The sequence below is a fragment of the Streptomyces galbus genome, from assembly GCF_005280195.1.
Classification (GTDB): Bacteria; Actinomycetota; Actinomycetes; order Streptomycetales; family Streptomycetaceae; genus Streptomyces; species Streptomyces galbus.
The window spans coordinates 1-14,184 of sequence record NZ_SZPR01000002.1; the positions used below are offsets into that span (position 1 = coordinate 1).

9 protein-coding genes are annotated in these 14,184 nt (G+C 73.3%); 6 read left to right on the forward strand and 3 right to left on the reverse strand.

The genetic code is table 11. The features are described 5' to 3' along the window. The coding region (locus tag E4U92_RS36410; RefSeq protein WP_241681771.1) for an RHS repeat-associated core domain-containing protein at positions 1 to 525 on the forward strand (525 nt) is incomplete at its 5' end. 52 nt (positions 526 to 577) lie between these two features. Continuing rightward, positions 578 to 805 carry a hypothetical protein gene (locus E4U92_RS00640; protein ID WP_137298248.1) on the forward strand — a complete coding sequence of 76 codons (228 nt, stop codon included), beginning with the start codon at positions 578 to 580 and terminating at the stop codon, positions 803 to 805. A 580-nt stretch (positions 806 to 1,385) separates the two neighbouring features. On the opposite strand, the gene ppdK is transcribed toward E4U92_RS00640, so the two are convergent. Together ppdK and E4U92_RS00650 are read right to left on the reverse strand one after the other, a co-directional pair. Continuing rightward, positions 1,386 to 4,106: a pyruvate, phosphate dikinase gene (gene ppdK / locus E4U92_RS00645; protein WP_137298249.1), complete on the reverse strand. Its 2,721-nt coding sequence runs from the start codon at positions 4,104 to 4,106 to the stop codon at positions 1,386 to 1,388. A 497-nt stretch (positions 4,107 to 4,603) separates the two neighbouring features. After that, a complete protein-coding gene (locus E4U92_RS00650) occupies positions 4,604 to 5,821 on the reverse strand; it encodes an ROK family transcriptional regulator (protein ID WP_137298250.1) in 1,218 nt (405 codons plus the stop codon). 105 nt (positions 5,822 to 5,926) lie between these two features. On the opposite strand from E4U92_RS00650, the gene E4U92_RS00655 reads away from it, so the two are divergent. The 3 genes from E4U92_RS00655 to E4U92_RS00665 all read left to right on the forward strand — a co-directional run bounded on the left by E4U92_RS00655 (position 5,927) and on the right by E4U92_RS00665 (position 11,443). Further along, the gene (locus E4U92_RS00655) at positions 5,927 to 7,315 is read left to right on the forward strand and encodes an MGH1-like glycoside hydrolase domain-containing protein (protein ID WP_137298251.1); all 1,389 of its coding nucleotides are present in this window, start codon (positions 5,927 to 5,929) and stop codon (positions 7,313 to 7,315) included. Between the two features lie 107 nt (positions 7,316 to 7,422). Further along, the gene (locus E4U92_RS00660) at positions 7,423 to 9,363 is read left to right on the forward strand and encodes an amylo-alpha-1,6-glucosidase (RefSeq protein ID WP_137298252.1); all 1,941 of its coding nucleotides are present in this window, start codon (positions 7,423 to 7,425) and stop codon (positions 9,361 to 9,363) included. Between the two features lie 199 nt (positions 9,364 to 9,562). Then, on the forward strand, positions 9,563 to 11,443 hold the full coding sequence (locus E4U92_RS00665; RefSeq protein ID WP_229862274.1) for an alkaline phosphatase family protein: 1,881 nt from the start codon (positions 9,563 to 9,565) through the stop codon (positions 11,441 to 11,443). A gap of 17 nt (positions 11,444 to 11,460) precedes the next feature. Here E4U92_RS00665 and dusB read toward each other — a convergent pair whose 3' ends face one another. Then, the gene (gene dusB / locus E4U92_RS00670) at positions 11,461 to 12,615 is read right to left on the reverse strand and encodes a tRNA dihydrouridine synthase DusB (RefSeq protein ID WP_137298254.1); all 1,155 of its coding nucleotides are present in this window, start codon (positions 12,613 to 12,615) and stop codon (positions 11,461 to 11,463) included. Positions 12,616 to 12,679: 64 nt separating this feature from the next. Here dusB and E4U92_RS00675 point away from each other — a divergent pair, with 64 nt between their 5' ends. Then, positions 12,680 to 14,134 (forward strand): MFS transporter, encoded by a 1,455-nt coding sequence (locus E4U92_RS00675; protein WP_137298255.1) that lies wholly within the window; start codon positions 12,680 to 12,682, stop codon positions 14,132 to 14,134. Positions 14,135 to 14,184: the final 50 nt, after the last annotated feature.

Genomic DNA, 14,184 nt, shown 5'->3' on the forward strand with positions numbered 1-14,184 from the left:
GACGGCAACAAGGTCGACACCTACGCCTACAGCCCCCGCGGCGTCCGCCTCCTGGCCCAGTCGAGCGAACCGGTGGCCCAGCCCTACCGCTTCGCGGGCAACTACCAGGACCCCACCGGCCTCTACCACCTGAAGGCCCGCTACTACGACGCCAACATCGGCCGCTTCACCCAGCCCGACCCGTCGGGCCAGGAGAAGAACCCCTACCTGTACGCCGAGGGCGACCCGGTCAACCGGATCGATCCGAGCGGTCTCTACAGCCTTGCCGACGCGATCGATGACGGCAAGGAGGTCTACGACGCGGTCTCCAGTGGCGTGCGGGGCGACACGGACGCGCTGGTGGGCCAGGCCTCAGGCATCGCGGCAGGCATCCTGGTCGAGTCCGCATGCCAATTCGTGGCCGGATTCGCGGGGGCGCCCACTGCCGGCGTCGGAGCAGTGGCGGTCGAAGCCGGTTGTGGCTACGCGAGCACTGCGGTGGGCGACTGGACCGCCAACACGGTGGAAGACAAGTTGAAGTCCTGACCGACCCGGGGCGGTCACCATCGGTGGCCGCCCCCCTGCCGAGGAAACGACAGTGGCAAAATTCTTCGAGAACGCGTACGGGAACCAACAGGCGATCCGCAGGAACGCATGGACAGTCGTCGCCGCGTCGCTGGTCGCTTATGCACTGTCGGCCGTTCTCTGGGCCAAGGGAGGATTCGCCGCCGCGTCCCCACTGCTCCTGGTGGCCGTTGTCGCCGACGCAGTCTGTCTGCTGGTCTACCTGACGTTCCGTAACCGCCGACTCGGGTCGTCGAAGTAAGGGAGGGGACAGCACATGGAACTCGCTCGTACCGAGGTGACTCCCGGAGGAACGCTCGGCGTCGTCCTGTTCGTCGTGGCCATCCTGTGCGTCGTCGTACCGATCGTGATCAACCGGCGCCGCAACCGGTGACGGTCATCATGCAAGCGGGGCGGCCCCGGTCGGCAACGGACGGCCGGGGCCATGCCGGGCAACTTCGTCCTGAAGGGCGGCAGCAAGTTCCCTCGCGAACCGTCGACACAAACGCTGAGAGTCCTGCGGTGCGGACGCGAGAGGGAGAGGCGGACGAACCGTCGTGACAGGCCAGGGAGTTCCGTGGCCGGCACGGCTCGCTGCCCCCGGGGGCGGGCCCGATCTTCCCCTTTGGGGTCAAGTGCTCTTGGTGATCGTGTTCGGGATCGTTGCGGTGTGCGTCGTGGTCCAGCTGATCACGGCGAGGAGGAGACGCTAGTCCGTCCCGGACGGCCGGGCGCGCGAGAGGGCGACACCCCGCACAAGGTGTCGCCCTCTCTTCGTGCGCCGGGGCCGCCGCCGATCGGTGAGGGTCGGGGACCGGCGGCGGACCCGGGGTCCGTGCGGCCTAGCGGTGGTCGCTGCCCGTCGACTGGGTCGCCGCGCGGCCCGCCTCCAGGCGGGCGACCGGGATGCGGAACGGGGAGCAGGAGACGTAGTCCAGGCCCACCTCGTGGAAGAAGTGGACGGACTCCGGGTCGCCGCCGTGCTCGCCGCAGACGCCGAGCTTGAGGTCGGGGCGGGTGCGGCGGCCCGCCTCCGCGGCCGCCTTCACCAGGGAGCCGACGCCGTCCTTGTCGATGGTCTCGAAGGGGCTGACGCCGAAGATGCCCTTCTCCAGGTACGCCGTGAAGAAGCTCGCCTCCACGTCGTCGCGGCTGAAGCCCCACACGGTCTGGGTGAGGTCGTTCGTGCCGAAGCTGAAGAACTCCGCCGCCTCCGCGATCTGCCCGGCGGTCAGCGCGGCGCGCGGCAGCTCGATCATCGTGCCGATCGCCAGCTTCAGCGACGTACCGGTGGCCGCCTCGACCTCCGCGACGACCTGGTCGGCCTCGTCGCGGACGATCTCCAGCTCCTGGACGGTGCCGACGAGCGGGATCATGATCTCGGCGCGCGGGTCGCCCTTGGCGGCCTTGCGCTCGGCCGCCGCCTCGGCGATGGCGCGGACCTGCATGGTGAACAGGCCGGGGATGACCAGGCCCAGGCGCACTCCGCGCAGGCCCAGCATCGGGTTCTGCTCGTGCAGCCGGTGCACGGCCTGGAGCAGCCGCAGCTCGTTCTCGTGCGGCTCCTGCCGGGACTCGGCCAGCGCCACGCGGACGGACAGCTCGGTGATGTCCGGCAGGAACTCGTGCAGCGGCGGGTCGAGCAGGCGGATGGTGACGGGCAGGCCGTCCATCGCCTCGAACAGCTCGACGAAGTCCTTCTTCTGCAGCGGCAGCAGCGCCTTGAGGGACGCCTCGCGCTCGGCCTCGGTGTCCGCCAGGATCAGCCGCTCGACCAGCTCACGCCGGTCGCCGAGGAACATGTGCTCGGTGCGGCACAGGCCGATGCCCTGGGCGCCGAAGCGGCGGGCGCGCAGCGCGTCCTCGGCGTTGTCGGCGTTGGCGCGCACCCGCAGCCGGCGCTTGCGGTCGGCGAAGGCCATCATGCGGTGCACGGCCTCGACCAGCTCGTCGGCGTCGTCGGCGCCCGGGTGCATGCGGCCCTCGAAGTACTCCACGACCGGGGACGGGACGACCGGGACCTCACCGAGGTAGACCTTGCCGGACGAGCCGTCGATGGAGATGACGTCGCCCTCCTCCACCACGTGCCCGCCCGGGACGGTCATCCGGCGCCGCTTGGTGTCGACCTCCAGCTCCTCGGCACCGCAGACACAGGTCTTGCCCATGCCGCGGGCCACGACGGCCGCGTGGGAGGTCTTGCCGCCGCGGGAGGTCAGGATGCCCTCGGCGGCGATCATGCCGTCCAGGTCGTCGGGGTTGGTCTCGCGGCGGACCAGGATGACCTTCTCGCCGGAGCGCGACCACTTCACGGCGGTGTAGGAGTCGAAGACCGCCTTGCCGACCGCCGCGCCGGGGGACGCGGCGATGCCGCGCGCGACCTGCCCGGCCTTGGCCGTCTCGTCGAAGCGGGGGAACATGAGCTGGGCGAGCTGGGCGCCGGTGACGCGCTGGAGCGCCTCGGTCTCGTCGATCAGACCCTGGTCGACGAGCTGGGTCGCGATGCGGAACGCGGCCCCCGCGGTGCGCTTGCCGACCCGGGTCTGGAGCATCCACAGCCGGCCGCGCTCGATCGTGAACTCGATGTCGCACAGGTCCTTGTAGTGGTTCTCCAGCGTCTCCATGATCTGCATGAGCTGGTCGTACGACTTCTTGTCGATCTGCTCCAGCTCGGCGAGCGGGACGGTGTTGCGGATGCCCGCGACGACGTCCTCGCCCTGGGCGTTCTGCAGGTAGTCGCCGTACACGCCCTGGTGGCCGGAGGCGGGGTCGCGGGTGAAGGCGACGCCGGTGCCGGAGTCGGGGCCGAGGTTGCCGAAGACCATGGAACAGACGTTGACCGCGGTGCCCAGGTCGTGCGGAATGCGCTCCTGGCGGCGGTAGAGCTTGGCCCGGTCGCCGTTCCAGGAGTCGAAGACGGCCTTGATGGCCAGGTCCATCTGCTCGCGCGGGTCCTGCGGGAAGTCCCGGCCGGCCTCCTTCTTGACGATCTTCTTGAAGGTGGTGACCAGCTTCTTCAGGTCGGCCGCCGCGAGCTCGGTGTCGACCGCGACGCCCTTGGTCTCCTTGGCCTTCTCCAGCGCCTCCTCGAAGAGGTCGCCGTCGACGCCGAGGACGGTCTTGCCGAACATCTGGATCAGACGGCGGTAGGAGTCCCACGCGAAGCGCTCGTCGCCCGCCTGCTGGGCCAGGCCCTGCACGGACGCGTCGGAGAGGCCGATGTTCAGGACCGTGTCCATCATGCCGGGCATGGAGAACTTGGCGCCGGAGCGGACCGAGACCAGCAAGGGGTCGTCGGCCTGGCCGAGCTTCTTGCCCATGCGCTGCTCCAGCGCGTCGAGGTGCGCACTCACCTCGTCACGCAGTGCCGCCGGCTCCTCCCCGCTGTCGAGGTAGACCTTGCATGCCTCGGTGGTGATGGTGAAGCCGGGAGGAACGGGGAGTCCCAGGTTGGTCATCTCGGCGAGGTTGGCGCCCTTGCCACCGAGGAGGTCCTTGAGGTCTTTGTTTCCCTCGGTGAAGTCGTAAACGAACTTCGCTACGTGGGGTTCTCTGTTTTCCGACACGGTCTCGACTCCCTCGAGGACGCGGTGGCTGCCCTGACGTCGGGGAATGTACCCAGATCGAAGGCGTCTGGGTACGTCCACGCGTGCGTCATGTGCCTGTAACCAGTCCTCTGCCACGGGATCGAAAGTCAAGGCAGGGCAAGCAATCGGCAGCCGATGTTTTCACTTGTTGAACGCAAGCATCCGCCCCTGGCGGTTTCTCGCGCTCACATGAGCGGCAATTGCCACGTCTGAGTTTGCTCGATGAACGATCAAGTGGTGGCACTGAGTGCCACCCCTTGGAGAAGTGCAGGCGCCCATGATCCGCTCATCTGAGCGTCACCCCGATCAGGGGTGGCGAGAATCACGCTGCCACAGGCCGCCCGATGTCACCATGCGGACGGGTACCCGGACGGAAACGCGTCTGTCACGCGCGCGGGCGGTCGCCGCCGGGCCGCGAGGTCGCCCGCCGGAGACGCACGGCCGGCGCCGGCACCGCGGGGGTCACCCGCCCGGGGTCACACCCCCAGCGCCAGCAACCGCTCCTCCACCCGCTCGGGCGCGTACAGGTGGTCCACCACCAGCGCCCCCGCGCCCACCAGACCGGCCTGTTCCCCGAGCCGGGAGGTCACCACCTCCAGGCGGGCCGTCGAGCGGGGCAGCGCCCGCTGGTACAGCAGTTCCCGCACGCCCGTCACGAACGGGGTCCCCGCGAGGTCCCCGGCGAGCACCAGCACGCCCGGGTTGAGCAGCGTCACGACCGTGGCCAGGACCTCGCCGACCTGCCGGCCGGCCTCCCGGGCCAGGGCCGCCGCCTCCGGGTGCCCGGCCGCGAGCAGGTCCCGTACGTCGGAGCCGGACGCGGCGGGCACCCCGGCCGCCGCCAGCCGCCGGGCCACCGCGCCGCCGCTGGCCAGGGCGGCGAGGCAGCCGTAGGAGCCGCAGCGGCACAGCGCGTCGGCGCCCTCCGGCACCCGGATGTGCCCGAGGTCCCCCGCCCCTCCGTCGATCCCCCGGTACAGGGAGCCGTCCACCACGACGCCGGCGCCGATGCCGGTGGAGACCTTGACCAGCACGAACGCCGAGCAGCCGGGGTAGGAGGCGCGCTGTTCGCCGTACGCCATGAGGTTGGCGTCGTTGTCGACCAGGACCGGGACCGGCCCGGCGCCCGTGGCCTCGCCGAACGCCCTGGCGAGCCGGCCGCGTATGTCGTAGCCGTCCCAGCCGGGCATCATCGGCGGCTGGACCACCCGGCCGGTCGTGCTGTCCACCGGGCCGGGCACCGCGAGGCCGATGCCGCACACCTCCCCCGGGGCGTGCCCCGCCGCGGCCAGCACCTCGGCGAACCAGCGGCCCAGTCCGTCCAGCACCCGCTCGGGCCCGTCCTCGACGGCGAGCGGGCCGGCGTGCTCGGCCAGGATCTCGCCGGTCAGGGTGAGCACCGCCGCGCGGGCGTGCCGGGTGTCGAGGTCGGCGGCGAGGACCACCGCGTGCGCGTCGTCGAACTCCAGGGTGATGGAGGGGCGTCCGCCGAGCGGCGAGTCGACCGGGCCGCCCGCGCCCTCGCGCAGCCAGCCCGCGCGGAAGAGCCGGTCCAGGCGCTGGCCGACGGTGGCCCGGGACAGGCCGGTGACCTGCTGGAGCGCGCCGCGGGTCGTGGCCCGGCCCGTGCGCACCAGGTCGAGCAGGTCCCCGGCGCTCGCCTGGCTCCGGCCCCCGTGGCCGCGTCCGGTCATCGCACACCCCCTTGTGTTCATCGATTCTGCATTACATAGTGAGTTCTGCGTGTTAAACAGACGTAACCTCACGGTAGCCACTGCCGAACCCCCGTGGAGCCCCGAGTGGATGGAACCGCCCAGCTCACCGCCCGCCCGGCAGTGCGCGCGTTCGCATACGATCCTCCCGCCGCGCCGGGGTCCGTGCACGCACGGGCGGTGGCTGTCCTCGACGCCAACTGGACCGGCACCTCCACGGTGCCCTCGCGCGGGCTGTACCCGCACCAGTGGTCCTGGGACTCGGCGTTCATCGCGATCGGCCTGCGGCACGTGGCGCCGCTGCGGGCGCAGACCGAGCTGGAGACGCTGCTGGCCGCCCAGTGGGACGACGGACGCGTGCCGCACATCGTCTTCCACCCCTCCGTCCCGCTCGACGCCTACTTCCCGAGCCCCGACTTCTGGCGCTCCGCGACCGCGGGGCGGGCCGCCGGCGCCCCGCGCACGGTACAGACCTCCGGCATCGTGCAGCCACCGGTGCACGCGCTGGCCGCCTGGCTGGTGCACCGCGCCGACCCGGCGCTGTCCAGGGCGCGCGGCTTCCTGGCCCGGGTCTACCCCCGGCTGGCCGCCTGGCACCGGTACCTGCTGCACCGGCGTGACCTGGGCGGGGGCGGGCTGGTGTCGGTCGTGCACCCCTGGGAACAGGGCATGGACAACAGCCCCTGCTGGGACGGCCCGCTGTCCCGGGTCACCCCGGCACCGGCCCGCTCCTTCCGCCGCGCCGACCTGGCCCACGGCGCGCCCGAGGACCGGCCGACGGACCTGGACTACGGGCGGTACGTGCGGCTGGCGGGCGACTACCGGGACGGGGGGTACCGGGACGGGCGGGGCGCGTTCGCGGTCGAGGACCCCTCCTTCAACGCCCTGCTCGCCGTCTCCGAGCACGCGCTCGCCCGCATCGCGCGCGAACTCGGGGCGACGGGCACGGCCCGCCACGCGCGGGCACAGCGGCTGACGGCGGCCCTGGTGGAGCGGCTGTGGGACCCGGCGTACGGCCTGTTCCTGTGCCGGGACGTGCGCACCGGCGAGGCGGTCCCGGAGCGCGGGGTCACCGGGCTGGTCCCGCTGCTGCTGCCCGGCCTGCCGCGCGAGGTGGCCCGCGCCCTGGTGGGCACCCTCACCGGGCCGCACTTCGGGCTGGGCACGCGCACCCGGCTGGTGCCGAGCCACGACCTGCTGGGCGAGACGTTCGACCCGCACCGCTACTGGCGCGGGCCCGCCTGGTTCAACACCGGCTGGCTGCTGGAGCGGGGCCTGCGGCTGCGCGGCGAGCGGGCACGGGCCGACGCCCTGCGGGCGGCGGTGCTGGACCTCGCGGCCGCCTCGGACTTCGCCGAGTACGTCGACCCGTACACCGGTCAGGCGTGCGGGGCGACCGGCTTCGGCTGGACCGCCGCCCTCACGCTCGACCTGCTGCACGACGCGTCCGGCGAGGACGCCGCCCTCCACGGCTGACACTGCACGCGCCGCGACGGCGACGGCGACGGCGACGGCGACCAGGGGATCCAGGCAGACGAGGCACACCTGGGGGAGCCCAGGCAGACGCAGGGAGGGGACCGGGGATGACGGACCGGCATCATCTGCTCGTGTACGGCGGGACGTTCGCCGCCGTCGACGACCGCGGGGACATCGGCGGCGGGCGCGGCACCGGAGCCTGCCCGCCGGGGCTGTTCGTACGGGACGCGCGGCACCTCAGCCGCTGGCAGCTCACCGTGGACGGCGCCGTGCCGGAGCCGCTGGCGCCGGTCGCCGACGGGGACGCCGCCCGCTGCGTGCTCGTGCCGCGCGGCGGCCGCACCGAGCCGCCGCCCTGCACGCTCTTCCGTGAACAGGCCGTCGGCGACGGCTCGTTCGTGGAGTCGCTGCGGGTGACCAACAACTGTCCGGTGGCGACGACGGTGCGGCTCGCGGTCACCGCCGACGCCGACTTCACCGACCAGTTCGAGCTGCGCGCCGACCACCGCACCTACACCAAGGCGGGCGCCGTCCGCGCCCGCGAAGTCCTCGACGACGGCGTGGAGTTCACCTACCGGCGCGGCGCGTGGCTGTCCCGGACCACGGTGACCGCCGAGCCCGCCCCGGACGGCGTGGAGGAGACCGGCACCGGGGCCCGGCGCCTGGTGTGGACCCTGGACCTGGCCCCGCACGGCTCCGCGGAGCTGGTGCTGCGGGTGATGGCCCGGCCGCACGGCGAGAAGCGGGCGTTGCGCGTGCCGCGCTCCCCCGCCGCGCTCACCGGGCAACTCCTCGCGGCCGAGGGGAGGTTCGTCGAGGGCGTGGCGTTCCCGACGGGCTGGCCGGAGCTGGCGGCGGCCTGTGCGCGCGGGCTCGCGGACCTGGCCGCGCTCCAGGTCCCGGCCACCGGCCCGGACGGCGAGGAGCTGCGGGTGCCGGCGGCGGGCGCGCCCTGGTTCCTGACCCTGCTGGGCCGCGACGCGCTGCTCACCTCGCTGTTCACGCTGCCCTACCGGCCGCAGCCGGCCGCCGCCACGCTGCTCGCGCTCGCGGCGGCCCAGGCCACCGGGACCGGCCGGGAGGCGGTGGCGCAGCCCGGCAAGATCGTGCACGAGGTCCGCCACGGCGAGCTGGCCCACTTCGGCCAGGTGCCGTACGGCCGGTACTACGGCTCGGTGGACGCCACTCCGCTGTTCCTGGTGCTGCTCGGGGCGTACACCGAGCAGACCGGGGACACCGCCCTGGCCCGCCGGCTGGAGCCGCACGCCCGGGCCGCCGTGGGCTGGATGCTGGACCACGGGGGACTCACCTCGCTCGGCTATCTCGTGTACCGCGCCGACCGGGGCGGCCTGGCCAACCAGAACTGGAAGGACTCCCCCGGCGCCATCTGCTCGGCCGACGGCAGCCGCCCGAGCGGGGCCGTGATGGCGGCGGGCGCCCAGGGCTACGCCTACGACGCCCTGCGCCGCACGGCGTGGGTGGCGCGCACCGTGTGGGACGACGGCACCTACGGCGCGCTGCTCGCCCAGGCCGCGGCCGACCTGCGCGACCGTTTCCAGCGGGACTTCTGGATGCCCCGGCGGTCCTTCCCGGCGCTCGCGCTGGACGGCACCGGCCGCCCGGTGGACGCGCTCGCCTCGGACGCCGGGCACCTGCTGTGGTCGGGGCTGCTGGACAAGGAGTACGGCGAGCTGGTGGGCCGGCGCCTGCTGGAGGAGGACTTCTTCTCCGGCTGGGGCGTGCGCACGCTGGCCGCCGGGCAGCCCGCGTACCACCCGCTGTCGTACCACCGCGGCTCGGTGTGGCCGCACGACAACGCGCTGATCGCCCTGGGCCTGGCCCGCTACGGCCTGCACGACGAGGCCCGCACCGTCGCGCACGCCCTGGTCGACGCGGCGACGGCGACCGGGCACCGGCTGCCGGAGGTGCTGGCGGGCTACGGCCGCGACACGCACCCGGAGCCGGTGCCGTACCCGTACGCGTGCGTGCGGGAGTCGCGCTCGGCGGCGGCCCCGCTGGCGCTGCTCACGGCGGTCGGCGGGGCGTGAGCGGCGCCCCCGGCGGGTGACCGGCGGTCTCCCCGGCCGGTGCGCCGGCCGGCTCCTTGGCCGGGTGTTTGCGCGGTGTTTGCCGAGCACGGGCCGTCGGGGCTGAACGCGGGCCTGCGGGGCGCCGTACGCATCGGTGGCGGATCCGGCCCACCCCGGGTCCGCCCCACGACCGGCCGCCGCACGGAAGGACCCCCGGGTGCCCGCCTCCACACCCTCACCCGCCCCGCCCGCCCCGACGTCCCCGGCGGAGCCGGGCGCGCAGGGGACGACGGACTCCGCGCATCCGGGCACCACCGCCGGGAGCACCACCACCGAGGAGCCACCCGCGGGCGACGCAGCCGGGGAGGCCGCCCCCGACGCTCCCGGGGCTGCCCCCGAGGTGACGCGCGGGCGCGCCGTCGTCGCGCGCCTGGCCCGGCTGCGGGCCTGGCGGGAGCGGTACCCGCGGGTCGCGCGGGCGGTGTGGTGGGCGACCACCGTGCTGTCGGTCGCCCTCGTCCACCTGGCGCTGCTGCTGCCGGTGCCGCTCGCCGGGTTCGAGCCGCGGATGCTGCTGCGGCTGCCCGGGGAGGCGGTCGTGGTGGCCGCCGTGCTCACCGCGCTGCCGCGCCGGCCCCGCGTGGTGGTGGCGGCGCTGGGCGGGGCGGGCCTGGCCGCGCTGACCGTGGTGGACCTGCTGGACATGGGGTTCGGCTCGTACCTCGGGCGGGGGTTCAACCTGGTCCTCGACTGGGAGCTGCTGGGCGACGCCCGCTCCTACCTCGCCGACTCGCTGGGCGGGACGACCACGACCCTGCTGACGGCCGGGGTGCTCGTCCTGGTGGTGGTGCTGTTCGCCGGCATGGCCGCGGCGATGGTGCGCATCGGCACCGTCCTCGGGCGCGACGCGCAGAAGTCGACCCGGGCCACCCTCGTCGCGGGCACCGTGTGGATCACCTGTTCCATCCTGACGGTCCAGGTGGCCGGGCAGCCGCTCACCGTGCACCGGGCGGCGGGCGCGCTGAACGCGCAGACCGACCGGGTGCGGGACACGCTGCGCGACGAGGCCGCGTTCGGCCGGCAGGCCCGGGCCGACCGGTTCGGCGCCACCCCCGGCGCGCAGCTCGTGCCGGACCTGCGCGGCAAGGACGTGGTGTTCACGTTCATCGAGAGCTACGGGCGCAGCGCGATCGAGGACCCGGTCATGGCGCCCGGCGTCGACCGGACGCTCGCGTCGAGCACCGCGGCGCTCCGGAAGGCCGGGTACCGGGCGAAGAGCGGCTGGCTGACCTCGGCGACCTACGGCGGGAGCAGCTGGCTCGGCCACTCCACCACCCTGTCGGGCCTGTGGATCGACAACCAGCAGCGCTACCGCACGGTGATGGCCAGCGACCACCTGTCCCTGACCAAGGCGTTCCGCAAGACGGGCGCCTGGGACACCGTCGGGGTCATGCCGGGCGTGCAGAAGAGCTGGCCGGAGCAGAAGTACTACGGCCTGGACAAGGTCTACAACGCCTTCCAACTGGGCTACCGGGGGCCGAAGTTCAGTTGGTCGACGATGCCGGACCAGTACGCGCTGGAGGCGTACCAGCGGCTGGTGCACGGCCGGCAGCGCGACAAGCCGCTGATGTCGGAGATCATCCTGACCTCCAGCCACCAGCCGTGGGCGCCGATCCCGAAGATGGTCGGCTGGGACGAGCTCGGCGACGGCTCGGTGTTCGGCCCGATCGCGCAGGCGGGCCGCAAGGCCGGGGACGTCATCGCCGACACCACCGCCTCGCGCGAGGAGTACGGCAAGTCGATCCAGTACTCGGTGACCGCCCTGACCCAGTGGCTGGAGCGCTACGGCACCGACGACACCGTGCTGGTCTTCCTCGGCGACCACCAGCCGATCTCCCGGGTCAGCGGCACCCACGCCAGCCGGGACGTGCCGATCTCGATCGTGGCCAAGGACCCGGAGGTCCTCGACCGGATCGCCGGCTGGGGGTGGACGGACGGGCTGCGCCCGGCGCACGGCGCCCCGGTGTGGAAGATGAGCGCCTTCCGCGACCGCTTCCTGCTGGCCTACGGCTCCACCCCGCACCCCAGCGGGGGCTGACGCCCCGGCCGGCGGGGTCAGCCGCCCGAGGTGTCCAGCTCGGCGTCCTCGCCGATGCCCGCGCAGTCGTACGGGTCCTTCAGCCAGCCGTCCGGCAGCACCACGCGGTTGTTGCCGGAGGTACGGCCGCGGGGCCCGTCGGCGCCGTCCGGCCAGGGCTGGTCCAGGTCCAGCTCGTCGAGGCCGGCCCGCAGCTCGGCGAGCGAGGAGGTGACCGCCAGGCGCTTGCGCATCTCGCTGCCGACCGCGAAGCCCTTGAGGTACCAGGCGACGTGCTTGCGGAAGTCGATCACGCCCCGCGCCTCGTCGCCGATCCACTCCCCGAGCAGGGTGGCGTGGCGGACCATGACGTCGGCGACCTCCCGCAGCGCGGGGCGCGCCAGGTCGGCCGGACGGCCCTCGAAGGCGGCGACCAGGTCGGCGAACAGCCACGGGCGGCCGAGGCAGCCGCGGCCCACGACGACGCCGTCGCAGCCGGTCTCGCGGACCATGCGCAGGGCGTCCTCGGCGGACCAGATGTCGCCGTTGCCGAGGACGGGGATCTCCGGCACGTGCTCCTTGAGGCGGGCGATGGCCTCCCAGTCGGCGGTGCCGCCGTAGTGCTGGGCGGTGGTCCTGCCGTGCAGGGCGATGGCGGTGACGCCCTCCTCGACGGCGATGCGGCCGGCGTCCAGGTAGGTGAGGTGGTCGTCGTCGATGCCCTTGCGCATCTTCATGGTGACCGGCAGGTCGCCGGCCCCGCTGACGGCCTCGCGCAGGATGGCCCGCAGCAGGGGGCGCTTGTAGGGCAGGGCGGAACCGCCGCCCCTGCGGGTGACCTTGGGCACCGGGCAGCCGAAGTTGAGGTCGATGTGGTCGGCCAGGTCCTCCTCCGCGATCATGCGGACGGCCTTGCCGACGGTCGCCGGGTCGACGCCGTACAGCTGGATCGAGCGCGGGTTCTCACTCGCGTCGAAGTGGATGAGCTGCATGGTCTTCTCGTTGCGCTCGACCAGCGCCCGCGTGGTGATCATCTCGCTGACGAAGAGGCCCTTGCCGCCGCTGAACTCCCGGCACAGCGTGCGGAACGGGGCGTTCGTGATGCCGGCCATGGGGGCGAGGACCACGGGGGGCCGGACGGCGTGCGGGCCGATCTGCAGGGTCGTGTTCTGGGCGGGCGCGGTCGTGGGCATTCCCCCATTCTCCCGTACCGGACCCGGTGGGGCGACATTCATTAGTTAGGCGTACTATTCACCTATGCCCGAGCTCAGCCACCGCCGGCGCCTGCTGGTCCTGACGATCTGCTGCTTCAGTCTCCTGATGGTCAGCCTCGACACCACCGCGCTCAACGTCGCCCTGCCCGCCATGCAGCGCGGCCTGGACGCGAGCACGGCGGGGCTGCAGTGGAGCATCGACGCGTACACCCTGGTCCTCGCCTCGCTGCTGATGCTGTCGGGCTCCACCGCCGACCGGATCGGACGCAAGAAGGTCTTCCTGACCGGGCTCGTCCTGTTCGCCCTCGGCTCCCTGCTGTGCTCGCTCGCCCCGAGCCTGGAGCTGCTGGTGGCGTTCCGCATGGTGCAGGCGGTCGGCGGCTCCATGCTGAACCCCGTCGCCATGTCGATCATCACCAACACCTTCACCGACCCGCGCGAGCGGGCCCGCGCCATCGGCGTGTGGGGCGCGGTGGTCGGCATCTCCATGGCGGCCGGCCCGCTGGTCGGCGGCCTGCTGGTGGAGTCGGTGGGCTGGCGCTCCATCTTCTGGGTGAACCTGCCGATCGGCCTGGCCGCCCTGCTGCTCACCCTGCGCTTCGTCCCCGAGTCCCGCGCGCCCCGGGCCCGCCGCCCCGACCCGGTGGGCCAGGTGCTGGTGATCGCCCTGTTCGGCTCGCTGACCTACGCGATCATCGAGGCGCCGGAGAGCGGGCCCGCCACCGTCCTGCCCTTCGCGGCGATCGCCCTCGCCGGGCTGCTGGGGCTGCTGTGGTACGAGCCCCGCCGCGACGAACCGCTCATCGACCTGCGCTTCTTCCGCTCGGTGCCGTTCAGCGGCGCCACGCTCGTCGCGATCTGCGCGTTCGCGGGGCTCGGCGGGTTCCTGTTCCTGTCCACGCTGTACCTGCAGAACGTGCGGGGGCTCGACGCGCTGCACGCCGGCCTGTGGATGCTGCCGATGGCCGTCCCCATGTTCCTGTGCGCACCGCTGTCCGGACGGCTGGTCGGCACCCGGGGGCCGCGGCTGCCGCTGCTCGTCGCGGGCGCGACGATGACGGTGAGCGGGGTGCTGTTCGCCGCGTTCGAGGCGGAGACGTCGGACGTCACGCTGTTCCTCGGGTACGTCCTGTTCGGCATCGGCTTCGGCTTCGTCAACGCCCCGATCACCAACACCGCCGTCTCGGGCATGCCCCGGGCCCAGGCCGGCCTGGCGGCGGCGGTCGCCTCCACCAGCCGCCAGCTCGGCCAGACGCTCGGCGTCGCGGTGATCGGCGCCGTGCTGGCGTCGGGGATCGGCGCGGGCTCCTACCGGGGGTCGTTCGTCTCGGCGGCGGTACCGGGGTGGTGGATCCTGGCCGGGTGCGGGGTGCTGGTGCTGGTGCTCGGGGCGGTGAGCAGCGGGGCGTGGGCGCGGCGGTCGGCGGAGCAGGTGGCGGATCGCCTCGCGGCGGGAGAGGTACGGGACGCCGTGCCGCAGCTGGAGTCCCGGGCGTAGGAAGGGTCCTCCCGGATCACCCGACCTCCCTCCCCTCCCTCCCCCTCACT

What these genes read in the sequence shown, in the direction of transcription:
- E4U92_RS00650 (WP_137298250.1), bottom strand. Translation starts at nt 5,821, where the DNA reads ATGACCGGACGCGGCCACGGGGGCCGGAGCCAGGCGAGCGCCGGGGAC.
- E4U92_RS00660 (WP_137298252.1), top strand. Translation starts at nt 7,423, where the DNA reads ATGACGGACCGGCATCATCTGCTCGTGTACGGCGGGACGTTCGCCGCC.
- dusB (WP_137298254.1), bottom strand. Translation starts at nt 12,615, where the DNA reads ATGCCCACGACCGCGCCCGCCCAGAACACGACCCTGCAGATCGGCCCG.
- E4U92_RS00675 (WP_137298255.1), top strand. Translation starts at nt 12,680, where the DNA reads ATGCCCGAGCTCAGCCACCGCCGGCGCCTGCTGGTCCTGACGATCTGC.